Here is a 24,787-nt window from a genome sequence, read left to right on the forward strand (position 1 = left end):
TATGTTATTAATTTCTATGCGTTTAGGCGGGCAGGATACTGCTCGCCTAAATCCTATATTTTTTATGACTATCAATTTTTCTAACATTTATTTTTTATCTTGATTTAATTGTAGTCTTATAATTTTTTGATTGATTTTCTTTCAATCTTTTAATGTTAATTTTGGTTGCTGATGATTTGTAAGATTTTATCTTACTTTTTAATTAAGGGGGTTTTAACAACTATTTTTTAGTGTTCTTTTACTGTCATCTTTGATGATACGCCGTAGCCTAATGATTCCATTTTCTTGCCGTATTCATCTGATGTGATGTAGTCGAGGAACTTCTGGGATACTTCATCTGCGTTGCCCTTTGTGTACATATGCTCGTATGTCCATACTGGGTATTTGCCAGCATATGTATTCTCAAGTGTTGGTTCAACACCATCAATTGATACTGTATCAACGCCTGGGTTGCTTACAAGGTAAGATAAAGCTACATATCCGATAGCACCCTTTGTTGTCTTAACATTCTGTAAAAGTACACCTGAATCATCTGTTTCCATTGACTTGTTAGAAGCTTCGCTTGCACCATCTAATGCGTATTTCTTAAATGTTGCTCTTGTACCAGAAGATTCTGGACGAGTGATAAGCACGATTGCTTCATCAGCACCACCAACTTCTTTCCAGTTAGTAATCTTTCCTGTAAAAATATCTGTAAGCTGTGCCTTTGTAAGGTTCTTAACACCACCTGCTGTTACGTCCTTGTTTACGATAGGTGCCATTGTTACTACACATACCTTATGGTCTACAAGTTCTGCTGCCTTAGCTGCATCAAGCTTTTCTGCTGCCTCCACATCAGAGTTACCAATGTTAACTGTTCCCTCTGATACCTGCTTAAGTCCTTCACCAGAACCACCTGCATCGATTGTTATGTTAACATCTGGATATTTTTCATTAAAAAGGTCTGCCGCATCATCAACAAGTGGCTTTAATGCTGATGAACCTGCTGCTGTTATGCTTCCGCTAAGGTTAGAGTCTGCATCTGCTCCATTATCTGCACTGCTGCTTCCACAGCCAACAAGTGCTGTTACCATACATACTGTACTAAGAATTACAGCTGCGCTTTTCTTAAAATTCATCTTTCTCATAAATTTTTTCCTCACTTTTCTTTTAAAGGTCTATGTCTTATCGACAGATAAAAGAATAGCAGTGGTATGTAAAATGCAATACCACTGCTACGAGAAATCTATGTAAAGTCTTTGTTAAATTGTAATTTTACTTAACGCAGCCAATAAGCTCGTTAATGTCTGCTACTCCATTTTTAGCACAATAATCTCTTATTCCGTCCACAACCTTAATTGTTGTAAGAGGGTCATTAAAATTAGCTGTACCAACTGATACCATCGTTGCACCTGCCATAATAAACTCAAGTGCATCATCTGCATTGGCAATTCCGCCCATTCCAATAATAGGAAGTGCTACAGCATTGGCAACCTGATATACCATTCTTACTGCAACAGGCTTTATAGCTGGACCTGAAAGTCCTCCGGTCTTATTGGCAACTGCAAATGTTCTTCTGTTAATATCAATCTTCATTCCTGTTAATGTATTAATAAGGGATACCGCATCAGCACCACCTGCCTCAACAGCCTTAGCCATCTCTGTAATATCTGTCACATTAGGGCTTAACTTCATAATTACAGGCTGCTTGGCAACCTTTTTTACTGCCTTTGTAATACGCTCTGCTGAAGCTGGAACCTGTCCGAAAGCAATACCACCCTCTTTTACATTAGGGCAGGATATGTTAATCTCAAGCATATCAACTGGCTGTTCGCCTAACTTTTCCACAGCATCAACGTAATCTTCTTCTGTCTTTCCACACACATTTACTATTATCTTAGTATCATACTGCTTAAGAAATGGAATATCTCTCTTTACAAATGTATCAAGCCCCGGATTTTGAAGTCCGATTGCATTAATCATTCCACCGTAAGTCTCTGCTATTCTAGGTGTTGGATTGCCCGGCCAAGGTACATTTGCCACACCCTTAGTTGTGACCGCACCTAATTTATTAAGGTCTACATACTCACAATATTCCATACCTGAACCAAATGTTCCTGAGGCAACAGTAACAGGATTATTAAATTCAACTCCCGCAATATTTACTTTCATATTAACGTCTGCCGGATTAATTGGATTTACTCTATTAGCCATTATAACTCTACCTCCTTAACATTGAATACAGGGCCTTCTTTACATACTCTCTTATTCTTAACCTTTGAATGGTCATCAATATCTGTTGACTGACATACGCAGGCAAGGCACGCTCCTATTCCGCAAGCCATTTTTTCCTCTAAGGATACGAAACAGGCGATATTATTGCTTACCGCATATTCCTTTATTGCTCTTAACATTGGTGTAGGGCCGCAGGCAAATATTACATCTGCTGTTAAGTTATTCTCTCTTACTGCATCTAATACATTACCTTTAGTTCCAGCACTTCCGTCCTCTGTTGCAACATATACATCAGCAAACTGCTCAAATTCATCTTTTAAAAACATCTGTGAGTTTCTGTAACCAAGTACAGCCTGCTTCTTACATTCAAGCTGCTTAGCAAGCTCAAGCATTGGAGGAACACCAATTCCACCACCAAAAAGAATTGCCTTTAACTCTGTGTCCGCACAATCATTTCCTGTGACATTCTTTACATATTCCATAATAGACTTAATATCATATCCATTGCCAAGAGGTCCTTGAATATTAACATATTCCCCCTCCTTCATCTTAGAGAACTCCTCTGTCCCCTTTCCAGCAACCCTGTATACAATCCTTAAATTATCTTTATCTATTCTGCATATGCTTATTGGTCTTGGAAGAAGTCTTGCTCCATCGTTAGAATATACCGATATGAACTGTCCCGGTACAGCCTCTCCTGCCATCTTATCTGTCTTTAACCACATTTCATATATGCCTTCGGCTAAACACGAAGTCTTAATTATTAATGCATTTTCTCTGTATGACATATGTATTCTCCATTCTTAATTAATTATTTCAAATCCTTGTATACAACATTTCCATTGCATATAGTATATTTTATTTTACCATAAAGCTTCTGTCCGATAAATGGTGAATTACTAGCTTTCGATACGAAATTCTCTGTAACCTCCCACTCCTCATCTGGATTAAATATAACCAAATCAGCTATCTTTCCAGCCTCAATACAGCCTTTGTCCATTTTGTAAAGCTTTGCTGGATTAACTGTCATCTTAGTGAGCAGTTCCTCAAGTGTTAAATAGCCTTTCTTTACAAGATTAGTAATTCCAAGTGCAAGTGATGTTTCAAGCCCTATCATTCCGCTCGGTGCTGCCTTGAACTCCTTAGCTTTCTCATCCTTGCTATGTGGTGCGTGATCTGTTGCAATTATGTCTATTGTTCCGTCCTTAAGGCCTTCAATTACAGCAAGCCTGTCAGCTTCTGTTCTTATTGGTGGATTAACTCTTGCAAGTGTGCCTTTCTCAAGCACAATGTCTTCTGTAAGCGAAAAATGCTGTGGAGTAGACTCTGCATGTACATCTGCTCCCAGCTTCTTAGCTGTCCTTACAAGCTCTACTGATACCGCTGAGCTTATGTGCTGTATACATATTGTTGCCTTGGTTTCAAGTGCAAGCATACAATCCCGTGCTACCATCATATACTCTGAGCAGGCTGGTGCTCCACCTATATTAAGCTTGTCTGATACAACGCCTTTATTAATTCCCTGTTGTTCTATATATGCAGGATTTTCCTCGTGAAAACTTAACGGCATATCAAGCTCTTTGGCTTTCTGCATAGCTTCCTTTACAAGCATTTCACTCTTAAGTGGAATACCATCATCTGTAAATACAAGTGCCCCGCCATTCTTAAGTTCCGTAAAGTCAGTAAGTTCTTCTCCCTTAAAGCCTTTAGATACTGCCGCAGCTGAATATACATTTATCGGCGTAGTTCTTCCCTTTTCTATTACATACTGCAGCGTTTCTTTATTATCTACTATAGGATTAGTATTAGCCATACAAAGAACTGTTGTAAAACCTCCTGCCGCAGCTGCCGCAGCTCCTGTATTAATATCTTCTTTATAAGTAAAACCTGGATCCCTGAAATGAACGTGTGTATCTATAAGACCAGGTGCTACCACAAGACCTTCTGCATCAATTACTTCATCTACAGCTATGTCGGATACAGGCACATCAAATGCTTTTACCTGTATTATACCGCTTATTATTCCATTTTCCACAAGAATATCTGCCTTATATGACATATGTCTTGCTGGATCTATTATATGTCCATTCTTAATTAAAGTTCTCAATATTATCTCCATTCTTTATAAAAGCGGCATTACCAGTCTGTTGCTGAGTGGTACTGCCGCTTATTATAATAATTATTTACTTTCCAAGTGCTCCATTAATATCTGCAATCATATCAAGAGCTGCCTGTCTTGAAGCTTCACCGAAATTCTTAGCTCCAAACTTAGCATACTCATCTTTAGCATATGCAGCTATAATTCCTCTTGAACTATTAACTATCGCGCCAAGTCCGTCTGGGTTAAAGAAAGCTGTAAGGTCTTCAGCCTTGCCACCCTGTGCCCCATAACCAGGAACAAGGATATAAGCCTTTGGCATAACCTTTCTTAATACCTTACCCATCTCTGGATATGTAGCACCAACTACCGCACCTACATTACTATAAGTATCGCCCATACACTGGCTTCCCCATTCATTAACCTTAGCACCTACATGCTCATATAATGGCTTGCCGTCTATAAGCTGATCCTGAAATTCTCCACTTGAAGGATTAGAAGTCTTTACAAGGATAAATATACCTTTGTCTTCCTCATTGCATACCTTAATAAATGGATTAATTCCGTCAGAACCAAGATATGGATTAACTGTTGCAAAATCTTCATCAAATGGTGTTAAAAGCTTAGAACCAACTTTAACCTTTCCAAGATGTGCTACTGCATAAGCCTCAGATGTTGAACCTATATCGCCTCTCTTAACATCACCGATTACAACCATATCCTTCTCGTGACAATAATCAACAGTCTTCTTAAACACCTTAAGTCCTTCAATACCGAACTGCTCATACATAGCAATCTGTGGCTTAACTGCTGGTACAATATCATATATATTATCAATGATTGCCTTATTATACTGCCAGATAGCTTCTGCCGCACCTTCAAGAGTTTCTCCATACTGCTCAAAAGCTTCCTTTTGAACATGCTCTGGAATATACTTCATCATAGGATCTAAGCCTACAACTACAGGTGCATTTGTCTTAACGATTTTGTCAACTAATTTGTTAATCATCTATATTCTCCTTACATATCAATTAATCTATCTTATATTACAACTTTGGAACATCTTTATCAATAATAACTTCTGTTCCGTTGATATTAGAATATACAATCTTACCACCAGCTATTGTATACTTAATCTCACCACTTACCTTCTTGCCGTTAAATGGAGTGTTCTTGCCTCTTGAAGCAAATGTCTTACTGTCTATAACATACTCTGCATCCGGATCAATTATAGTAATATCAGCAGTCTTGCCAACAAGAAGTGTTCCCTTGTCTATACCGATAATCTTAGCAGGTGTATAACTCATCTTATCTGCCATCTCAAGAGGTGTAATAACATTTTTCTTAACAAGATCTGTCATTATAATAGCAACAGCTGTTTCAAGACCTGATATTCCAAATGGTGCTTCTACAAAACCTCTGTCTTTCTCTGTAAGATGATGTGGTGCGTGGTCTGTTGCAATTATGTCTATTGTTCCGTCCTTAAGGCCCTTAATAAGCATATCTTTATCCTTATTAGTTCTTAATGGCGGATTAACCTTGTAGTTAGCATCATCTTCATTAATATCATCTTCTGTAAGTGTTAAATGGTGTGGCGTTACCTCTGCTGTAACATCAAGACCTTCTTTCTTGGCTGCCGCTATCATTCTTACGCTGTCCTCTGTTGAAACATGGCATATATGAAGCTTGGCACCCGTATTCTTAGCAAGGAGTAAATCTCTTGCCACCATAATATCTTCTACAGAATTCATAATTCCGTAAAATCCAAGTTCTCTTGCTTTATTGCCGGCATTCATAACTCCCCTTGCTGCAAGATCCTTATCTTCACAATGTGCAAATACCGGTATTCCTACTTCTGCCGCAAGCCTCATAGCCTGTCTTGCTACTCTAGCATTCATAACAGACTTCCCATCCTCGCTTACTGCTACAGCTCCTTCCTCATAAAGCCTCTCATAATCAGTTATATACTCTCCGTCCTGACCTGCTGTCATAGCTGCTATAGGAAGAATATTAATATCTGTTACTTCTTCTGACTTATTCTTTATGTATTCAACCATCTCAACGCTGTCAATTGCAGGCTTAGTATTAGGCATTGGGCACACTGTTGTAAATCCACCTCTTGCCGCAGCTCTTGCACCAGTTCTTATTGTTTCCTTATGTTCAAAGCCTGGTTCTCTGAAATGTACATGTAAATCCACAAGTCCTGGCATAACCATACAGCCCTTAGCATCAATAACTGTATCTGCTGCCTTGTCGATATCCTTTGCCACTTCTGCTATAACCCCATCTTCAACAAGAATATCCCTAATGTCATCAGTGTTACTTGCAGGGTCAATAACTCTTCCGTTCTTAATCAACATTCTCATATATTAATCCTCCCCTTAAAATTTAATCTTTCAAACTCGTAAGCAGGTTCAGGTTTACCATAATAGTATCCCTGTATGAAGTCAACACCCAGCTCTCTTAATATATCTAACTGGCTCTTATCCTCAACACCTTCTACAACTATCTTAGTTCCTATAGTAGCAGACAATTCAACTATAAGCTTAATGAATGCCTGTGCATACTCATCTTCCGTTATATCATCAATAAATGTCTTGTCAACTTTAATAATATCAAAAGGAAGCTGTTTAATGTAGTTAAGTGATGAATATCCTGTACCGAAATCATCAAGAGCTATCTTTGGTCCTAATTCCCTTATGCCATTAATTATATTAAGAACCCTGTCCATATCATTAATAGCAAAGCTCTCTGTAATCTCCAGCACGATATTCCTAGGATTAACTCCTGTCTTCTTAAGCACTTTAGCTACTGTATCTACTATATCTTTCTGAAGAAGCTGGACAACCGACAGATTAACATTGATATGGAAATCCGGCATACCATGTTCATTCCAGTATCTGCACTGTCTGCAGGCTTCCTCAAGAACATAATCACCAATTGAAGTTATAAGTCCAAGATATTCAGCAAGCGGAATAAAATCACCCGGACCCATAAATCCAAGCGACTTACTGTCCCATCTTACCAGTGCTTCACACGATGCACATTCCTCTGTGTTAATATCAACTACAGGCTGGTAGAATACAACAAATTCATCAATTCCTGTCGCAACAGCCTGCCGCATATTATTTTCAATATCAAGGCGTCTTACAGAATTCTGTTTGTTGCACACATCATAAAAAGAATATCCATTCTTACCATTCTTCTTAGACTCATACATTGCTATATCAGCCATTCTGATAATCTCGTGTACATCTTTGCTGTCATCTGGAAATACCGCAATACCCATACTCATAGTACAGAAATATTCTGTCTCCATAAGATACCACGGTTTGTTAAATATCTCTTTAACCTTATTGGCAATTCTCTCTAATTCAAGGAACATATCAGGCATTACTATGGCAACAAATTCGTCACCACCCATTCTGTAACATCTGCCTCTAAGACCTACTATACTCTGAAGTCCTGCCGCAATCTGCTGTAAAAGAATATCTCCATACTGGTGTCCAAGACCATCATTAATGTGCTTGAAATCATCAAGGTCGATAAACAAAACCGCACCCTTAACACCATCTCTTATAGCTTCGTTAATTATAGTCTTTAAGTCTGACTCACACTTCATACGATTATAAAGACCGGTAAGGAAATCGTTATGTGCCTGAAATTCAATCTTCTGCTGATTCTTTTTCTTCTGTGTTATATCAGAAGCTGTACATACAATCACCTCACTTGCATCTATCCATATAAGCTTGGTAAATCTTACTTCAAACCACAGACCTGACTCAGCATTATACTTCTCCACAGGTCTTATGTATTCTCTTGTATAATCAGAAAAATCATAATATCCATCAATATTATTGCCCTCAGCATTATTAATATATTCTTCAAGGGTCTTCTCTACATCTTCTTCTGCCGGTACAAGAATATCCTGCATACATTCTTTTATTGTATCTTTAATCTCCTTCGACTCAGCCGCCACCTTATTCTCAAACAGAATATTGCCTGTAGCAGTATCACATACAATAATACCTGAACCTATGTTATTAAGAATATCCTTTAAGACTTCATATGATGAGAGCAGTGAATTATTAGTTACTCTCATCTGGGCAATACTCTGAATAATACCTGTAACATCATATATAAAATGCATATTGTCCTCATTATCGGACCATAGCTTTATATTGTTCTTATCATATATGACAAAATGCATAGCATCTATGTCATTAATCCTAATAGGAACGCTTATGCTGTTCTCACCATTCAGTGCCATAACATCGCATTTCTTAGCTTCCTCTATACATTCACCCTCAGATGCAATTACTGTCCATTCATCATCTGAACCCTTCTGAAGCAATGCAATACAATCAGCATTAATGTATGCTATAGTCTTATGTAATATTAGTTCTACTGTATGCTGAAATGTATCTCTTGACTCAAGGCTTTCTATCAATTCTGACAACACTTCAAACTTCTTATTAGTCTCTCCCAAAACTCCTGCCTCCAGAATGTTTTACATAGACTAATTATATAATATTTATACCAGTTTGGGAACTGTTTTTATATATTTTTTAAATTACATACGAAATGAAATGCAATTTTTAATTGTTTTATTAAACTATGCGTGATATTATGAATATTATGTTTTTATGCAGATTTTATAAACTCATTCTGCAAGTGTTTTCCAACTGGTATATGCAGAACACTTAATTAAAATATTGCAGCACATTACTATGTAAGAACAGGAGAATTTATGGATAATATTTACAAATATAATACTACCCTGAAAGCTTCAGGCAATGATTACAAAAAGATTGTATTCTGGAACAGATTTTTAAGAAACCCTGTCGAACTTATACTTTCGTGGGTTCCTGCCGTTATCTCAATAATTATGCTTGCCTCTGGCAGATACAACACATTTTTATTAATTATATATGCAATATGCTGGTTCTATCCTATATACATATTTGCATTCCAGTTCAAATCAAGCGTTAATTACCACTTGAAGCACAGAGATTCATCAGAAGATGCTCCCTGCACAATAACATTAATGGATAACGCGATACTTGCTGATATCCCAGACCATAATTTAATATATACTTACGAATGGGAACAATTCACAACTGTATATTTCAAATATGGATATTATATGTTGTTTAATGGGAAGCAAATGGTTGTAATGCTTAATAGTAATGATATGCCTGAGAATATCAAGAAGAATGTGGGCGGATTTATTATGGAGCATGTAGATAGAAATAAGTGCAGGATAGTGTACTAGGCTCATACGGACGTTGTGTAGTTTTACTATATTACCGCTGGGCACGCTCTCGCTGCTTGTAGCCGTAGCGGACACGTAAGCTGCTAAAATACAGCCGCTAAGTGCCGACGGCTGCAAAAGCACCCAGCTTGCAATATAGTAAAGCTACACAACTGAGTATGGCAGAATGTAAAATGTAATTAGCGAAATTATGCGAATACTAAATAATTATCGTAAAATGTTTATGTTAAAATATTTTAAAAATGTGCTTACCAAATAAAGGGAGATATCGACACGGATTAAATATGTTTAATTATGAGGAAACAGGCAGACTTTAACATCTAAACTTCGTTAAAGTCTGCCTGTTTTTTAGTTGAGGTTTTTATCAACACATTTTGTCCTATAAGTCCCATTTTGGTATATAAGTCTAAGTCTATAAGCAAAAAAGAGCTTTCCTTTAATTGGAAAGCTCTTTTAATAGCTATTTCATAATTTTTTGTTTTATCTTGCCAACCAGCCGCCGTCTACTGCCAGGGTAAAGCCGTTGACGTAGTCTGAGGCTTTAGATGCAAGGTATATTACTGCACCTTCCATATCTTGTGGTGTGCCCCATCTGCCTGCTGGAATTCTGTCAAGAATAGCTTCGCTTCTGTCGGCATCATCTCTTAACTGTGCTGTGTTATTAGTTGCCATATATCCTGGCGCAATTCCATTTACATTAATGTTATACTTTGCCCATTCATTGGCTAACGCTCTTGTTAAGCCTATAATTGCACTCTTGCTTGCTGTGTATGACGGAACTCTTATTCCACCCTGATATGAAAGCATTGAGCATACATTAATTATCTTTCCGCCTTCTCCCTGCTTCATAAGCTGCTTAGCAAATGCCTGACTTAAGAAGAATACCATTTTCTGATTAACCTGAATTACCGAATCCCAATTCTCCTCTGTGAATTCAATTGCATCCTGTCTTTTAATAATTCCCGCATTATTAACAAGAATATCTACTCTGCCATATGTATCAATCGCTGCTTTCATAACTACATCTATTGAAGCCATATCTGAAAGGTCAGCTATAACCTCTGAGAACGCACCACCATCTGCTTCTATCTTATTCTTAGTATCTTCGCAGGAACGTCTTGCAACGCCAAGAACCTTAGCTCCTGCCTGAGCTAAAGCTACTGCCATTCCCTGTCCTAGACCTGTGTTAGCACCTGTGACAACTGCTACTTTTCCGTCAAGTTTAAACAAATCTAATATCATAGTATTCCCTCATTTCTGCACACGCCATTTTAATTAAATCCAATAAGTTTATTCATTACTTTATAACCAGTCTTAGATATTCCTCTGCCGACTTTGCCCGGAAGATTAACTGTATTGCCAAGTATGCTGTATCTTAACTCTTTATAGAGCTTGGAATCTGAATCCTTAACATATTTCCAAAGTTCCTTTTTCTTAACAAGGTTCTCATCTGTGCCTGATATAATCAGAAATATTGATGATACTTCCATCATAATTCTAAGATATGTCACCATATACTTTCTGCATCTTTCATTGACAGGCTTATTGCCAAGATATGAATCTATAAGACGTCTTGTAACTCTTAACTGCTGGTCAATTCTTGAAATCATAACTGTTTCATTAACTGACTGGTCTTCCCTTCCAATAAAATATCTGTAGAAATTAACATTCATATAGTACATTTTCTGAACAACCGGCAATGGCTCAAATACAAATATATTATCTACATAAAATGTATGCTCAGGAAGCTTCAGACCGAATTCCTTTATAAGCTGTGTTCTGTATATTACTGAGTGCATAAGAATATACTGGTCTACCTTGAAATGTCCCATCTCATTCCATCCAAACATTCTGTCAACTGGAAGTGCATTCTCATAGTGAATGACTTTCTTTCTCTTAGCACCAACCTTTTCATATACATAATTCGCAATAAGCATATCTGGGAGGTCATCTTCCTCAACAAAGCTCTTAAGCTTAGTTAATATCTTCTTATAGCTTTTAACATCAACCCAGTCATCGCTGTCTACAACCTTAAAGAACATCCCTGTGGCATTGGCAAGACCTGTATTAACAGCCTGTCCATGTCCACCATTCTCCTGATGTACAGCCTTGACTATGTTAGGATATTTTGCTTCATATTCCTTGGCAATCTTTAATGTATCATCTTTTGTTGAACCATCATCAACAATTATTATCTCTACATCGTCACCACCTGCAAGGCATGATTTGATACATTTTTCCATATATGCTGCTGAATTATAACATGGAATTGCAAATGATAATAACTTCATATAATATCTCCAATCTCTACATTCTGTCAGGACACTGTATACCTAATAAATCAATACAAGTTTCAAGTATCTCTTTAGTAAGTGTGATTAATGCAATATAGCTTTCCTGCTGTTTCTTATCCTCTTCTGCAAGAATCTTTGTGTTATGATAAAATCCGTTAAATGAGTTAGAAACCTCATATATATACTGGCATATCTTGTGAGGTGCATTATCCTTGTATGCTCCATCTATAACATCTGAGAACTTAATAAGTGCAAGTGATAAAGCCTTCTCTGACTGTTCTTTTGAAGGCAGTATTGTAAGATTACCAACACTTACGCCTGTTTCCTTATACTTTGCAAGAATAGACTTTATTCTTACTATTGTATACAAAATATAAGGACCTGTATTACCTTCAAATGAAGCAAATCTATCTACATCAAATACATAATCTTTAGATGCCTGATTAGATAAATCACCATACTTAAGTGCAGCAAGACCCACAATCTTAGATATCTTATCAGCTTCTTCATCCGTCATTGAACGGTTCTCTTTAATCTTATTAAGAATAACTTCATTAATATCAGATATAAGATGTTCAAGACGCATAACACCACCTGAACGTGTCTTAAATGGCTTGCCATCCTTTCCATTCATAGTACCAAAACCAACAAATCTCATATCTGCATCTGGTCTTACAATTCCAGCCTTCTTAGCTGTTCTGAATACCTGAGTAAAATGAAGCTCCTGTCTTTTATCAGCGAGATAAATGTATGTATCCGGCTTATATAACTTCTCTCTCTCAACAATAGTTGCAAGATCTGATGTAGCATAAAGTGCCGCACCGTCTGACTTTCTTACTATGCAAGGAGGAAGTTCCTTAGTATCTGTTGGCTCTGCAATATCTACTACTGTAGCTCCCTGGCTTTCATAGGCAATTCCATCTTCAACCATCTTATCAACCATATCTTTAATATATGGCTGTGCATCACTTTCACCCTTCCATAAGTCAAATGATACATTAAGATTATCATAATTCTTCTTTAAATCCTTCTTGGAAACATTCATAATATGCTTCCATATTGCTGTGCATGCTCTGTCCCCGCTCTGAAGCTTAAGTGTGGATTCGTGTGCTCTCTTAGCGAATTCTTCATCTTCCTTAGACTTAGCACTTGCCGCCGGATATATCTGTTCAAGCTCTGATATCGTAAATGGGGGTTCACTTGGATACTCTCCTGTATACGCCTCATCAAAATATGGAAGTTCAGGCTTTCTGTCCCTTAACTCCTCTATGATAAGACCCATCTGAAGTCCCCAGTCTCCAAGGTGTACATCACCTATTGTATTGTTGCCTGCGTATCTGTTAATTCTCTTAACACTCTCACCAATTACAGCAGATCTTAAATGTCCTACATGTAATGGCTTAGCTGCATTAGCTCCACCATAATCCACTATTACAGTCTTAGCTTCCTCGCTGTTCTCATATCCGTACTTATCATCTTCTGACATCTTATTAAGATAATCTGAAAGATATCCAGCACTTACCTTTATATTGATAAATCCTGGCTTAACACTTTCAATTGTGTCAAACATACCATTAGATGTAAGCTTTGCAACTATCTCATCTGCAATAACAAATGGAGCTTTTTTATAAGTCTTAGCTGCTGCCATCGCGCCATTGCACTGGAATTCGCATAAGTCAGGTCTGTTAGATATAGTAATTCTTGCGTATTCTTCTGAATATCCACATTCTGCAAATGCTTTCTTAAATTCATCTGTCATAAGTTCAATTATGGTCTTCATTATATTCTCCATTCCTGTTAAATTCTGCTTCATAAAATATATTATTATAAAGTAACAAGAAAAGAATCCCGAAATCCGAGATTCTTTAATAAAATCATCTATTTAGTATAAAACACTTTCAAGGAAAAGTCCATAGCTCTCAGCTGGAAGTGACATAACAACATCCTTGCCAGCCATAATATTCTCTACATCTTCCACCTTCTTAAGTCCGCTTCCTACATCAAGAAGCATACCAATCATATATCTTGCCATATTATGAAGGAAATCATCTGCTGTTATTCTTATCTCACAACTGTCTCCATCTGTAGTTATCTCTACATCTTTGATATCCCTTACTGTAGACTTGCTCTTCTTCGCAGTAGTAAATGCTTTAAAATCATGCTTTCCAATCATATAAAAAGCTGCCTGCTTCATAGCCTTAATATCCGGAATATCAAATGTATGATAAGCATACTTTCTTGTAAATACATTCGCTACATTAGCCATATCTATCTTGTATACATATGTCTTCTCCCTCGCATTAAGCTGGCTATGAAATCTTTCATCTACTAATTCCACGCGATTAACAGCTATATCCCTTGGAAGATATCTGTTAAGGTAATTCTTAACCTCTACAGGCTGGTACTTATCATTAAGCTTGAAATTAGCTGTCTGATTAAGTGCATGAACACCTTTTTCTGTTCTGCATCCAACATATATATCAATATCTTCACCTGTCATCTTCTGAATTATCTCTTTAATCTTACATTCTATAGTGTTAGAATTGGAGTCCTTGCCCATTCTGACCCAGCCGTCATATCTCCCACCATCATATTGAAGTTGTAATCTATAATTGTACATCTATTCTTCCATAACCTTTTCAATTGTATTAACAATCACGTCCATATCAAAAGGCTTCTGTATAAAATCAGCCGCTCCTTTCTTAAGAGCCTCTATCATATTAGCCTTCTGTCCTGCCGCTGTTACCATAATAATCTTGGCATCAGGGTCTATCTCTATAATATCCTTAACTGCATCTATTCCGCCAAGAACCGGCATTGTAATGTCCATAGTTGTTATATCCGGTCTGTATATTCTGAACTTTTCAACGCCTTCTGCTCCGTTAACAGCCTCTGCAACAATCTCGTGTCCAGCCTGTTCAAGCATATTTCTTAAGAACTTTCTTGAAGTCTTAGAATCATCTACTATCAAAATCTTCGCCATAATATTCCTCCGTTCCATATGTCTATAATTAACCACCCGGCTTGTGCAGAAGCATTTAGTATCTGTAATCAACTGCAAATGCAATATATCTATAACAATTCATCAACTAACAAATAATTGACTGATGATTATTAACAACTTCAGCTTCTGTAATACGCCTTAACTATGTACATATATTTTTATACATTAAGCTTAACTTTATCATCTGCAACCATAAGCAGATTAAATCTATGTCCTTTCATATTAAATGTAACTACATACATTCCATTATCCGCTTTAATCTGTGTATCCTGATAAAATACTGGTGGGTGTAAAGACACCTCTATCTCTTCATAACTGAGCTTAGTCGCATATGCACCATTAATAATATTAATAAGCTCGCATATTGCATCATAAGCATCAGCATCAAACTTATTCATATCTTCCTGGGAAAATGTAGATGCAACGCAAAGAAGGTCAGCATCTTCACCTGCTATCCCTAAGAATACATCTATATCTCCGTCCATAATCTGACAGCCAACAAATTTGCCATCAAATTCCTTCTGATATATTATTCTCTCAAGTTCAATCTCAGTGCTCATAAACTGTGTAAATACCTTTAAAACACTCTGCATCTGCTTATTATAATATTCTGTATTCATATCAAGAAATGTTGTAACCATATCATCTATATTACCATCCTTGATAACCTGCAATTCATTGTCAGTAAATACAGATCCAGAATGATTCTTAGCAATATACTTGTTAATCATCTTATCCTGCATACCTCTTCTCCTTGTGCATAACCTTCTATAAATACATTATTCATACAATTTTACTGTAAGATTATTATACATCAAGAAAACATATATTAGCAACATCAATTTTCACTTATAAACACTTATTATCGGATTTTATTTTCACTTATAAATGCTTATCAGTTTAATTGTTTAGACAGTTTATTCAATTTGCCACATTTATCATATACAACTTGTGCATATTTCACATTTAATATCCCAAAGATAATACACTAAAATTGACGCACAAACAACCCCAGCATTAAAATTAATTAATGCCGGGGTTGATTAAATATCTATTATTCTAATCTGTTTATAATAACAGCTTTATATTAAGCGTTCTCTACTGAGTAGTTAGGGGCTTCCTTAGTGATATGAATATCGTGTGGATGACTCTCTCTTAATGCAGCAGATGACATCTTAATAAACTTACCTGTCTCCTGAAGCAATGGAATTGTAGGTGCTCCACAATAACCCATACCTGAACGAAGACCTCCCATAAGCTGGAATATTGTATCTTCAACAAGTCCCTTATATGCAACACGTCCTTCAACACCTTCTGGAACAAGCTTCTTAGCACCTGTCTGGAAGTATCTGTCCTTGCTTCCATTCTCCATAGCTGCAATAGAACCCATACCTCTATAAACCTTATACTTTCTGCCCTGGAATAACTCAAATGAACCAGGAGCTTCATCACAGCCTGCAAGAAGACTTCCGAGCATACATACACTACCACCGGCAGCAATAGCCTTAACAATATCACCTGAGAACTTGATACCACCATCAGCGATAACTGGAATACCGAACTTCTTAGCTTCTGCATAAGCATCCATAACTGCTGTTACCTGAGGTACACCAATACCAGCAACAACTCTTGTTGTACAGATAGAACCAGGTCCTATACCAACCTTAACTGCATCTACACCAGCTTCGCAAAGTGCCTTAGCAGCTGCACCTGTAGCAATGTTACCAGCGATTACCTGTAAATCAGGGAATGCTGACTTGATATTCTTTAATGTTGTAATAATATTCTTAGAGTGACCATGTGCTGAATCAATTACAATACAGTCAACACTTGCATCAACAAGAGCCTGAACTCTATCCATAACATTGGCTGTAATACCAACTGCAGCACCTGCAAGAAGTCTTCCCTGTGAATCATGTGCAGATGCAGGATACTTAATAGACTTCTCAATATCCTTTATTGTAATAAGCCCTCTTAACTTGAATTCATCATCAACGATTGGAAGCTTTTCTTTTCTTGCCTTGCCAAGGATCTTCTTAGCCTCTTCAAGAGTAATTCCAACTGGAGCTGTTACAAGATTCTCGCTTGTCATACATTCCTTAATTGGTCTTGAGAAATCTTCTTCAAATTTAAGATCTCTGTTAGTAATAATACCAACAAGCTTTCTATCATCATCTGTGATAGGAACACCAGAAATTCTGAACTTACCCATAAGTTCGTTAGCTTCCTGTAATGTATTATCTGGATGTAAGAAAAATGGATCTGTAATTACTCCATTCTCTGATCTTTTTACCTTATCAACTTCCTCTGCCTGCTGCTCAACTGACATATTCTTGTGGATAATACCTATACCACCCTGTCTTGCCATAGCGATTGCCATTCTATGTTCAGTAACTGTGTCCATACCTGCACTCATCAAAGGAATATTAAGCTTAATATTCTTTGTAAGATTAGTTGTTAAATCGATCATATTAGGTGTTACTTCTGAATACTGTGGAACTAATAACACATCGTCAAATGTAATGCCCTCACCAATAATTGTACCCATTTTCCTTTGTCCTCGCTTTCCTGTGAATAAAATAATTAAGTTATATGCGCATAATAACGCAATTCTTGGTACAAAAAAATCCGAATACTTAATTCGGACATTTCTGTGTGGAGAAATCTGATAAACGTTCTATCATATTCCTTTTGTTTATAATATTAGAATTGTATCAGAGCATTTTTTAAAAGTCAATAACTTTAAACACATCTTTTTCAACAACATTTTGTATGCTGTGAAGAATACGTTCATCAGGATATACAAATACCCTGACCAGTTCGTTATGTTCATTATAAGCATATATGACAACCGAATCGTGGTTGCTTGCACCAACTGAATAATCATAAGTCTTAACGTCCATATGGTTCATACGGAGTGCATCCTGCGAATCAGCTCTTGCCACAAGCTTTGCTCTTGAAAGTGTATACACACCACATCTTTTTCTTGCTGATTTTGCCATAATCCTATCAATCGTAAGCGTATCATCCACTATCGAATACTCAAGCTCTGCATTATAATACTGGAATACCAAAAATGTCATCACCGCAAATAATGCAAGCACAATTATTCCAAATGTTCTTGTCTGTGGTATGGTTGTAGCCGCCACAATACAACCTATTATAAGCAATGCCTTATAAACAACTGCTGTCTTAGGCGGTTTTACCTTTACTATCTGTTCTACTGCTACATCAAACATAAAACTACTCCTATCTTGTAATACTTCCAATTAATCAAAGTAATTAATTTTCTTCTTAGTGCCTGCAGCCGCCTTAACCTTTACATCTGGTATCTCATAGTCTTCTATATCAATTATATCCTTGCTTTCGTCGCACATTATAAGTAATTTAGCAATCATTTTAAGCTTTTCTTTCATTCCGAAGCTTCCACCAACACTATAAGCTGTACCATTTACTTCATATCTGTTCATTAATGAGAAATATACTGGTCTGTCTTCTTTAGCAACATCTGTATAATCTTTAACATCAATACATAATAAAGCATCTGCTGCTTCCTCTAACTTGTCTGGGTGCTTAGCTATAACAGAACTGCATATTGTTCCAAGCATATCTGTCTGGTTCTGCGCGTATTCATTACCATATACGCTGAATTTCACAAGTGCTCCACTTCCCTTGCCGCCAGCAGAAGAACCACCTCTGACCTTTACCGCTGGAAGTTCAACCTGTTCTGAGCTGAATATCTCTGGGCTTTCACCACATATATTAAGCAGAAGTGCCATTTTCTTTAACTTGTCTACTACTGAATATGATGTTCCAACGCATATATGGCTTCCATTAGCGAATTCAAAGAATTCACAACTTCTGAAATATGTAGGCATATCTGCCTTACGATTCTCTGGAAGACTGTAATCAACATCAGATACGCAGTTCATCCCATTATACGAAGGAAGTTCGTCCACAATATCCTGATGTTTATTAAGAACGTGTGCAAAAAATGTAAGCATCATATCTGACTGATTAAGCTCATACTCCTTGCCATAAAGCGTAAATCTGATATCACCTGTACTTGTAGCCTGTCTTGTCCTGCTGTTATCAGTTGTGTTGATGTTGTCTGTTGATGTGGCAAGGTCATCTGTAGCAACGCTGTCTATTGCTGTGTTGTTTTCATCGCCAATAATATCATTGCTGTTTATTTCATCGCTATTTGTATCATTATTATTTGCCACATTGCTATACTCTGTACTCTGAATATTATCAGAAGTTCTATTATTCTCAATGTCAACTTCTGTAGTATTATTCTTAACGGCTGGTGCAGAAGCACTGCTCTGACTTGCTGTAGATGATGTAGTTGTGGCAGATGATGAGGCATTGTTGTACTTTTTTTTGAGTTCTTCTAATACATCAATATTAATTTTGTCATTCTTGTCATTAGTAAAATTGTTATACATTAACTGTGCACAATCACCAGCTGTTCCATATTTCTGAATACTATAGCTTGACTCTTTAAAAATATAACTTAGCATACTTATCGCAACTCTATGTGCTGTATTCAGACCATCTATAGTTGACCTGACATCTTTCTTTAACTTGCTCTTTACTGCAATATTATCTTCCATAACATCTTTAAGGACATTTACTTCCTCTGGAACCATCTTTATTGCCATACTCTGACTTTCTTTTGCAACTGTATTATTATACACTGCATCTTCCATTTTTTGTATTGTAGACATATTATCATCCAATGCAATATAAAAATTCTCAAGATACTTGCCTTTTTCCATCTTTAAATCCTCTGAACGTGTTACAAGCTGTTCTATAAGGCAGGCATAACTACGGAAATAGTTAAGACTAAGAAATGAAATCATAGCAACACAATCAACATCATATAAACGCTCCTTAATATTCTGTAACCAGTTCTTAGAAATATTCTCCTGAAGTTCTATATCTATATATACATTAATTCCACGTTTTCTAAGTTCATATACAAATTCATAAACCTTCTCTTTATCCTTACTTGCATAACTTACAAATACATAAGGTTCACCCTTTATCCATCCATCTTCAAGTTTCTTTTTAAGCTCATCAATATCAGCCATCACCATTCCTCCTGCGTGACAATTAAAATCCAATATAGAAGTATTATAACATATCCAATAACTTTTTTAAATAGAAACAACTATCCCCGGTATTTTTCACTAATGTTTTATCTTGTAATATTTCTTACCCAGATATACTTCTTATAATGTATATATACTGCCGGGAGCTTTACCAGCTCATCCAGGCTTATTATGATATATACAAGCCAGACTGGTGCATTGAATACAAATGCTGCTATAAAGCCAAGCGGAACCGCAAAGCACCACATTGCACCAATATTCCCCTTCATATCAAACTTTGCATCACCTCCGGCACAGAATATCCCATCCAGAACAGTTGTATTCACCGACTGCCCCATCAGATTAATGCCGAGGACTATCAGCATAAAGCCAAGATACCCCTTCGCTGTATCTGACATAGGGGCTGCACGCGATACAACCGGAGCTACAACGATAAGAAGCAGACCTGTTATTATCCCAATGGCTATTGACAGTCTTGTAATTCTTCCACCATATTTCCTGGCTTTATCAAGCTTACCTGCTCCTAGAAGATTACCTATAATAATTCCTGCCCCGGCACTAACACCCCTTATAACGCACTGCACCATGCTCTTTACTATACTGGCTATGGAATTCGCTGCAACAGCATCACTTCCCATATGTCCAAGTATAACTGAGTATAATACAAATGCAATGCCCCACACTAAGGAGGCACATAGCACAGGTGTTGTGTAATACCAGAAATCTCTTGTCAGTGCTTTATCTGTATGAATAATTCCTTTCCATTCCAAAGCGGCAATCCTGTCTTTGTTAACTACAATATATGCCCATACAAGCTCTATCACTCTCGATATTACAGTTGCATAAGCCGCTCCACGTATGCCAAGACGTGGCATACCAAGTAGTCCAAATATAAGGACAGCATTGCAGACTATATTAACAGCAACTGCTGATGAGCTGATAACAGAGCTTTGAGCCGCCCTTCCTGTATTCTTAAGAAGAATCAGATATACCTGCGATACTGCACACAGCACATAAGATAAGGCTACCGCCCTGATATATAGTGTACCGCTTGCAATAAGCTCCGGTTCGTTAGTGAATATCCTTATAAGTCCCTCAGGTATGAGAAGCGCAAGAATAGTGAATATGCCGCCTGACAGCAGATTAGCATATAAAGCCACCGGCATGACCTTTTCAATAGCTTTTATGTCCTTCTTTCCCCAGTACTGTGAAATCATTATTCCTGAGCCTGCTGTTATCCCTGCTATAAACAGATTAAGCACAAACTGTATCTGTCCGGCAAGTGAAGCTGCAGACAACGAGGTCTGGTCCACAAATCCCAGCATAACCGCATCTGTGGCACTTACAAGTGCCAACATAAACTGCTGTATCGCTATCGGAACAACCAGTTTAACCAGCTTTTCTGACAAATCATCATTCTTTCTTCTACTAAAAAACATAAACCAAGCTCTCCTGACATATATGAATCAGCTCAATCTGCTGCAATTCACTTAATAACCTTGATAGCATAACACATTCCTTTTATATTGCACAACAAAAAGCCCCCTTGTTTATGAATATAAAACATAAACAAAGGGACTTTTTTAATATGATGTAAGTGTTAAATTTATTTTATCAACTTGCTGATGTATAGCAAATTATTACTTATTACATCATTCCGCCCATACCGGCAGCTCCTGCTGGCATTGCTGGTGTATCTTCTTTGATATCAGCTACAACTGACTCTGTTGTAAGGAGTGTTGAAGCTACACTTGTAGCATTCTGTAATGCACTTCTTGTAACCTTAGCTGGGTCAAGAATACCAGCATCAATCATATTAACGTATTCATCATTAAGAGCATCGTAACCTGTTCCTACTTCTGACTCTCTTACTTTGTTGATGATAACTGCACCTTCAAGACCTGCATTGTGAGCAATGTGGTATAAAGGAGCTTCAAGTGCCTTAAGAATAATCTCTGCACCTGTCTTCTCATCACCACTGAGTGTAGCAGCAAGTTCTGCAACCTTCTTAGAAGCGTGGATATAAGCAGAACCACCACCTGAGATAACGCCTTCTTCTACAGCAGCTCTTGTTGCATTAAGGGCATCTTCCATACGAAGCTTAGCTTCCTTCATCTCTGTTTCTGTTGCAGCACCAACTCTGATAACAGCTACGCCGCCTGCAAGCTTAGCAAGTCTTTCCTGTAACTTTTCCTTATCAAAGTCAGATGTTGTTTCTTCAAGCTGTGCACGAATCTGTGCAACTCTTGCTTCGATATCTTCCTTAGCACCTTCGCCGTCAACGATAACTGTATTTTCTTTCTGAACCTTAACTGACTTAGCTCTACCAAGCATATCCATTGTTGTATCCTTAAGTTCAAGGCCAAGTTCTTCTGAAATAACCTGACCACCTGTAAGAATAGCGATATCCTTAAGCATTTCCTTACGTCTGTCACCATATCCAGGTGCTTTGACAGCTACAACATTGAATGTACCTCTTAACTTATTAACGATAAGTGTCGTAAGAGCTTCACCTTCAACATCTTCTGCAATGATAAGAAGCTTAGCACCGCTCTGGACTATCTGTTCAAGAACTGGTAAGATTTCCTGAATATTAGAAATCTTCTTATCTGTGATAAGGATATATGGGTTATCAAGGTTAGCTTCCATCTTATCCATATCCGTTGCCATATATGCTGAAATATATCCTCTATCGAACTGCATACCTTCTACAAGATCAAGTTCTGTCTTCATTGTCTTAGATTCTTCGATTGTGATAACACCATCATTAGAAACCTTTTCCATAGCATCAGCTACCATCTGACCTACTTCTTCATCACCAGCTGAGATAGATGCAACCTTTGCAATCTGGTCTTTTCCTGTAACCTTCTCGCTCATATGTGCAATAGCTTCAACTGCACAATCAGTAGCCTTCTTCATACCTTTTCTTAAGATGATTGGGTTAGCACCTGCTGCTAAGTTCTTCATACCTGCATTAACCATAGCCTGTGCAAGAACTGTAGCTGTTGTTGTACCATCACCTGCTACATCATTAGTCTTAGTAGCAACTTCCTTTACAAGCTGGGCACCCATATTCTCAAATGCATCTTCAAGTTCGATATCCTTAGCGATTGTAACACCATCGTTAGTGATAAGTGGTGCACCATATGATTTATCAAGAACTACGTTACGTCCCTTTGGTCCGATTGTAACCCTTACAGTATTAGCTAATTTATTAACACCCTCTTCAAGAGCTTTTCTTGCTTCAATTCCGTACTTAATTTCCTTTGCCATTGCTATTACCTCCATTATTATCTGTAATAAAAATATATCTGATATCAACTAACTATCACTTTTCATATATCCGCCAGTAAACTGGCTGTATCTGATTAGTCCTCGATTACCGCAAGAATATCATTCTGCTTTACAACGATGTATTCTTCATCATCAAGCTTAACTTCTGTTCCAGCATACTTAGAATATATTACCTTATCACCAGGCTTAACCTGCATTGTAACTTCCTTGCCATCAACAACCCCGCCAGGTCCAACTGCAACTACCTCTGCCTGAGATGGTTTCTCCTTTGCCTGTCCTGGTAATACGATACCTGACTTTGTAGTTTCTTCTGCAACTAATGCTTTAATTACAACTCTGTCTCCTAATGGTACTAATTTCATATATATCCTCCATTCCGCTGTCTGAAATGTATATGGCAGCAATTTGTTTTTTGCTTGTTAGCACTCATTTCAACCGAGTGCTAATTTCAATAAAATTAAGATAGCACCCGGCTAATAATTTGTCAACAGCTATTTCTAAATATATTAATGATTTAACATTTTGATTATACTTTTTTTATTTTTTATTCTTATTAGCGACACCCATCTTGACGGTCTTTCCATAATAGAAAAGATACTGCTGTGCATATCCGCCAAGCTCGCCAAATCTTTCCTTAGCAAATGTAGCTATAACATCTTTGGAAGTATCATTTCCGTCAAAATACAGATATTCCATTATTCTTTTTATCCACACATCAATAGGAAAGCTGTCCCTTTTACCCAATGCAAAAAGGCTTACACAGCTTGCGACCTTGTTGCCAACCCCTTTTATCTGACACATTTTCTCAATGCCCTGCTCACTATCCAGTGCAATAAGCTCATCATAGCTAATTTTTCCCTCGCCGACACATTTTACGGCATCATATATGTAAGGTGCTCTAAAGCCTGTCTTTAATTCCTTCAAATCCTCTACTTCTGCTTTGGCTAACTTCCTTACATCAGGAAATGTATACATAGGTACACCTTTCACCTCACCCGCATAATCGCCATACTTTGCAGAAATATCTGCAACAATCTTCTTTATATGTGGTATCTGTTTGTTCTGCGATATAATAAATGAAATAAGTGTCTCAAAAAATTCCTGATTAAGAATTCTGACACCTGACATTGCCTCAATTGCTTCCTTAAGCTTATCATCTTTCTTTAAAAGCCTTTCCTTTATAAGACCATAATTCCTGTCTATGTCGAAATAATTTCTCCACAAATCCATATACAGCTTCTCATCAGTATCATAAAATACAATTTCTTTTTCAGTCTGTATTATATGTAACATATGTCCAAATGCTGTAAGGACATAATCATTTTCATCAAGCTTATTAAAATGGAAGCACTGTCCACATTCAAGTGTTTCATTCAATTCAAAATCATCAGGTTTGTTAATAATATAATCGCTCATATTAATTCTCCTCCCTGTACAAAATAAAATGCACGGTATATTTATCATCAGACTGCCATAAATATCCATATATCT

The 24,787-nt window shown here is 37.2% G+C and carries 21 protein-coding genes; 1 reads left to right on the forward strand and 20 read right to left on the reverse strand.

The genetic code is table 11. The annotated features are described in order from the left end of the window. Positions 1–227 precede the first annotated feature (227 nt). The 7 genes from WMO42_RS06930 to WMO42_RS06960 all read right to left on the reverse strand — a co-directional run bounded on the left by WMO42_RS06930 (position 228) and on the right by WMO42_RS06960 (position 8,801). Positions 228–1,127: a phosphate ABC transporter substrate-binding protein gene (locus WMO42_RS06930; RefSeq protein ID WP_318255831.1), complete on the reverse strand. Its 900-nt coding sequence runs from the start codon at positions 1,125–1,127 to the stop codon at positions 228–230. Between the two features lie 127 nt (positions 1,128–1,254). Continuing rightward, a complete protein-coding gene (locus WMO42_RS06935) occupies positions 1,255–2,193 on the reverse strand; it encodes a dihydroorotate dehydrogenase (protein WP_349153542.1) in 939 nt (312 codons plus the stop codon). Beyond that, positions 2,193–3,002: a dihydroorotate dehydrogenase electron transfer subunit gene (locus WMO42_RS06940; RefSeq protein WP_022501552.1), complete on the reverse strand. Its 810-nt coding sequence runs from the start codon at positions 3,000–3,002 to the stop codon at positions 2,193–2,195. The genes WMO42_RS06935 and WMO42_RS06940 overlap by 1 nt, the downstream gene beginning before the upstream one ends. A 23-nt stretch (positions 3,003–3,025) precedes the next feature. Further along, on the reverse strand, positions 3,026–4,321 hold the full coding sequence (locus WMO42_RS06945) for a dihydroorotase (protein ID WP_278320340.1): 1,296 nt from the start codon (positions 4,319–4,321) through the stop codon (positions 3,026–3,028). A gap of 76 nt (positions 4,322–4,397) precedes the next feature. Further along, a complete protein-coding gene (gene pyrF / locus WMO42_RS06950) occupies positions 4,398–5,321 on the reverse strand; it encodes an orotidine-5'-phosphate decarboxylase (RefSeq protein WP_055176331.1) in 924 nt (307 codons plus the stop codon). Between the two features lie 37 nt (positions 5,322–5,358). Further along, positions 5,359–6,678, reverse strand: coding sequence for a dihydroorotase (locus WMO42_RS06955; RefSeq protein ID WP_022501555.1), 1,320 nt, complete (start codon positions 6,676–6,678; stop codon positions 5,359–5,361). Then, the gene (locus WMO42_RS06960) at positions 6,675–8,801 is read right to left on the reverse strand and encodes a bifunctional diguanylate cyclase/phosphodiesterase (protein ID WP_070101490.1); all 2,127 of its coding nucleotides are present in this window, start codon (positions 8,799–8,801) and stop codon (positions 6,675–6,677) included. The genes WMO42_RS06955 and WMO42_RS06960 overlap by 4 nt, the downstream gene beginning before the upstream one ends. A 261-nt stretch (positions 8,802–9,062) precedes the next feature. Here WMO42_RS06960 and WMO42_RS06965 point away from each other — a divergent pair, with 261 nt between their 5' ends. After that, positions 9,063–9,587, forward strand: coding sequence for a hypothetical protein (locus WMO42_RS06965; protein WP_055176336.1), 525 nt, complete (start codon positions 9,063–9,065; stop codon positions 9,585–9,587). Between the two features lie 480 nt (positions 9,588–10,067). Here the strand turns inward: WMO42_RS06965 and kduD are convergent, their stop codons facing one another. The 13 genes from kduD to WMO42_RS07030 all read right to left on the reverse strand — a co-directional run bounded on the left by kduD (position 10,068) and on the right by WMO42_RS07030 (position 24,712). Continuing rightward, positions 10,068–10,829, reverse strand: a complete 762-nt coding sequence (gene kduD / locus WMO42_RS06970) for a 2-dehydro-3-deoxy-D-gluconate 5-dehydrogenase KduD (protein WP_349172415.1) — start codon at positions 10,827–10,829, stop codon at positions 10,068–10,070. Positions 10,830–10,858: 29 nt separating this feature from the next. Beyond that, positions 10,859–11,878: a glycosyltransferase gene (locus WMO42_RS06975; protein WP_349191869.1), complete on the reverse strand. Its 1,020-nt coding sequence runs from the start codon at positions 11,876–11,878 to the stop codon at positions 10,859–10,861. A gap of 16 nt (positions 11,879–11,894) precedes the next feature. Beyond that, a complete protein-coding gene (gene argS, locus WMO42_RS06980) occupies positions 11,895–13,661 on the reverse strand; it encodes an arginine--tRNA ligase (RefSeq protein ID WP_349191870.1) in 1,767 nt (588 codons plus the stop codon). 102 nt (positions 13,662–13,763) lie between these two features. Then, positions 13,764–14,501, reverse strand: coding sequence for a tRNA pseudouridine(38-40) synthase TruA (gene truA, locus WMO42_RS06985; protein ID WP_055176342.1), 738 nt, complete (start codon positions 14,499–14,501; stop codon positions 13,764–13,766). Then, entirely contained in the window at positions 14,502–14,864 is a 363-nt protein-coding gene (locus WMO42_RS06990) for a response regulator (RefSeq protein ID WP_022501562.1), read from the reverse strand. Positions 14,865–15,043: 179 nt separating this feature from the next. Then, entirely contained in the window at positions 15,044–15,628 is a 585-nt protein-coding gene (locus WMO42_RS06995; protein WP_022501563.1) for a chemotaxis protein CheX, read from the reverse strand. Positions 15,629–15,972: 344 nt separating this feature from the next. Next, on the reverse strand, positions 15,973–17,433 hold the full coding sequence (guaB, locus tag WMO42_RS07000) for an IMP dehydrogenase (RefSeq protein ID WP_022501564.1): 1,461 nt from the start codon (positions 17,431–17,433) through the stop codon (positions 15,973–15,975). Between the two features lie 178 nt (positions 17,434–17,611). Further along, positions 17,612–18,124, reverse strand: coding sequence for a hypothetical protein (locus WMO42_RS07005; protein WP_055176345.1), 513 nt, complete (start codon positions 18,122–18,124; stop codon positions 17,612–17,614). 30 nt (positions 18,125–18,154) lie between these two features. After that, positions 18,155–19,981 carry a toll/interleukin-1 receptor domain-containing protein gene (locus WMO42_RS07010; protein ID WP_349191874.1) on the reverse strand — a complete coding sequence of 609 codons (1,827 nt, stop codon included), beginning with the start codon at positions 19,979–19,981 and terminating at the stop codon, positions 18,155–18,157. 107 nt (positions 19,982–20,088) lie between these two features. Then, positions 20,089–21,441, reverse strand: a complete 1,353-nt coding sequence (locus WMO42_RS07015) for an MATE family efflux transporter (protein WP_349191876.1) — start codon at positions 21,439–21,441, stop codon at positions 20,089–20,091. Between the two features lie 208 nt (positions 21,442–21,649). Then, entirely contained in the window at positions 21,650–23,275 is a 1,626-nt protein-coding gene (gene groL, locus WMO42_RS07020; RefSeq protein ID WP_022501568.1) for a chaperonin GroEL, read from the reverse strand. Positions 23,276–23,370: 95 nt separating this feature from the next. Beyond that, positions 23,371–23,658 carry a co-chaperone GroES gene (locus tag WMO42_RS07025; protein WP_022207095.1) on the reverse strand — a complete coding sequence of 96 codons (288 nt, stop codon included), beginning with the start codon at positions 23,656–23,658 and terminating at the stop codon, positions 23,371–23,373. Between the two features lie 175 nt (positions 23,659–23,833). Beyond that, the gene (locus tag WMO42_RS07030) at positions 23,834–24,712 is read right to left on the reverse strand and encodes a DNA glycosylase (protein ID WP_349191879.1); all 879 of its coding nucleotides are present in this window, start codon (positions 24,710–24,712) and stop codon (positions 23,834–23,836) included. Positions 24,713–24,787: the final 75 nt, after the last annotated feature.

The sequence above is a fragment of the Lachnospira sp. CLA-JM-H23 genome (assembly GCF_040096425.1).
Taxonomy (GTDB): Bacteria; Bacillota; Clostridia; order Lachnospirales; family Lachnospiraceae; genus Lachnospira; species Lachnospira rogosae.

What these genes read in the sequence shown, in the direction of transcription:
- WMO42_RS06930 (WP_318255831.1), bottom strand. Translation starts at nt 1,127, where the DNA reads ATGAGAAAGATGAATTTTAAGAAAAGCGCAGCTGTAATTCTTAGTACA.
- WMO42_RS06935 (WP_349153542.1), bottom strand. Translation starts at nt 2,193, where the DNA reads ATGGCTAATAGAGTAAATCCAATTAATCCGGCAGACGTTAATATGAAA.
- WMO42_RS06940 (WP_022501552.1), bottom strand. Translation starts at nt 3,002, where the DNA reads ATGTCATACAGAGAAAATGCATTAATAATTAAGACTTCGTGTTTAGCC.
- pyrF (WP_055176331.1), bottom strand. Translation starts at nt 5,321, where the DNA reads ATGATTAACAAATTAGTTGACAAAATCGTTAAGACAAATGCACCTGTA.
- WMO42_RS06955 (WP_022501555.1), bottom strand. Translation starts at nt 6,678, where the DNA reads ATGAGAATGTTGATTAAGAACGGAAGAGTTATTGACCCTGCAAGTAAC.
- WMO42_RS06965 (WP_055176336.1), top strand. Translation starts at nt 9,063, where the DNA reads ATGGATAATATTTACAAATATAATACTACCCTGAAAGCTTCAGGCAAT.
- kduD (WP_349172415.1), bottom strand. Translation starts at nt 10,829, where the DNA reads ATGATATTAGATTTGTTTAAACTTGACGGAAAAGTAGCAGTTGTCACA.
- WMO42_RS06975 (WP_349191869.1), bottom strand. Translation starts at nt 11,878, where the DNA reads ATGAAGTTATTATCATTTGCAATTCCATGTTATAATTCAGCAGCATAT.
- argS (WP_349191870.1), bottom strand. Translation starts at nt 13,661, where the DNA reads ATGAAGACCATAATTGAACTTATGACAGATGAATTTAAGAAAGCATTT.
- truA (WP_055176342.1), bottom strand. Translation starts at nt 14,501, where the DNA reads ATGTACAATTATAGATTACAACTTCAATATGATGGTGGGAGATATGAC.
- WMO42_RS06990 (WP_022501562.1), bottom strand. Translation starts at nt 14,864, where the DNA reads ATGGCGAAGATTTTGATAGTAGATGATTCTAAGACTTCAAGAAAGTTC.
- WMO42_RS06995 (WP_022501563.1), bottom strand. Translation starts at nt 15,628, where the DNA reads ATGCAGGATAAGATGATTAACAAGTATATTGCTAAGAATCATTCTGGA.
- guaB (WP_022501564.1), bottom strand. Translation starts at nt 17,433, where the DNA reads ATGGGTACAATTATTGGTGAGGGCATTACATTTGACGATGTGTTATTA.
- WMO42_RS07005 (WP_055176345.1), bottom strand. Translation starts at nt 18,124, where the DNA reads ATGTTTGATGTAGCAGTAGAACAGATAGTAAAGGTAAAACCGCCTAAG.
- WMO42_RS07010 (WP_349191874.1), bottom strand. Translation starts at nt 19,981, where the DNA reads ATGGCTGATATTGATGAGCTTAAAAAGAAACTTGAAGATGGATGGATA.
- WMO42_RS07015 (WP_349191876.1), bottom strand. Translation starts at nt 21,441, where the DNA reads ATGTTTTTTAGTAGAAGAAAGAATGATGATTTGTCAGAAAAGCTGGTT.
- groL (WP_022501568.1), bottom strand. Translation starts at nt 23,275, where the DNA reads ATGGCAAAGGAAATTAAGTACGGAATTGAAGCAAGAAAAGCTCTTGAA.
- WMO42_RS07025 (WP_022207095.1), bottom strand. Translation starts at nt 23,658, where the DNA reads ATGAAATTAGTACCATTAGGAGACAGAGTTGTAATTAAAGCATTAGTT.
- WMO42_RS07030 (WP_349191879.1), bottom strand. Translation starts at nt 24,712, where the DNA reads ATGAGCGATTATATTATTAACAAACCTGATGATTTTGAATTGAATGAA.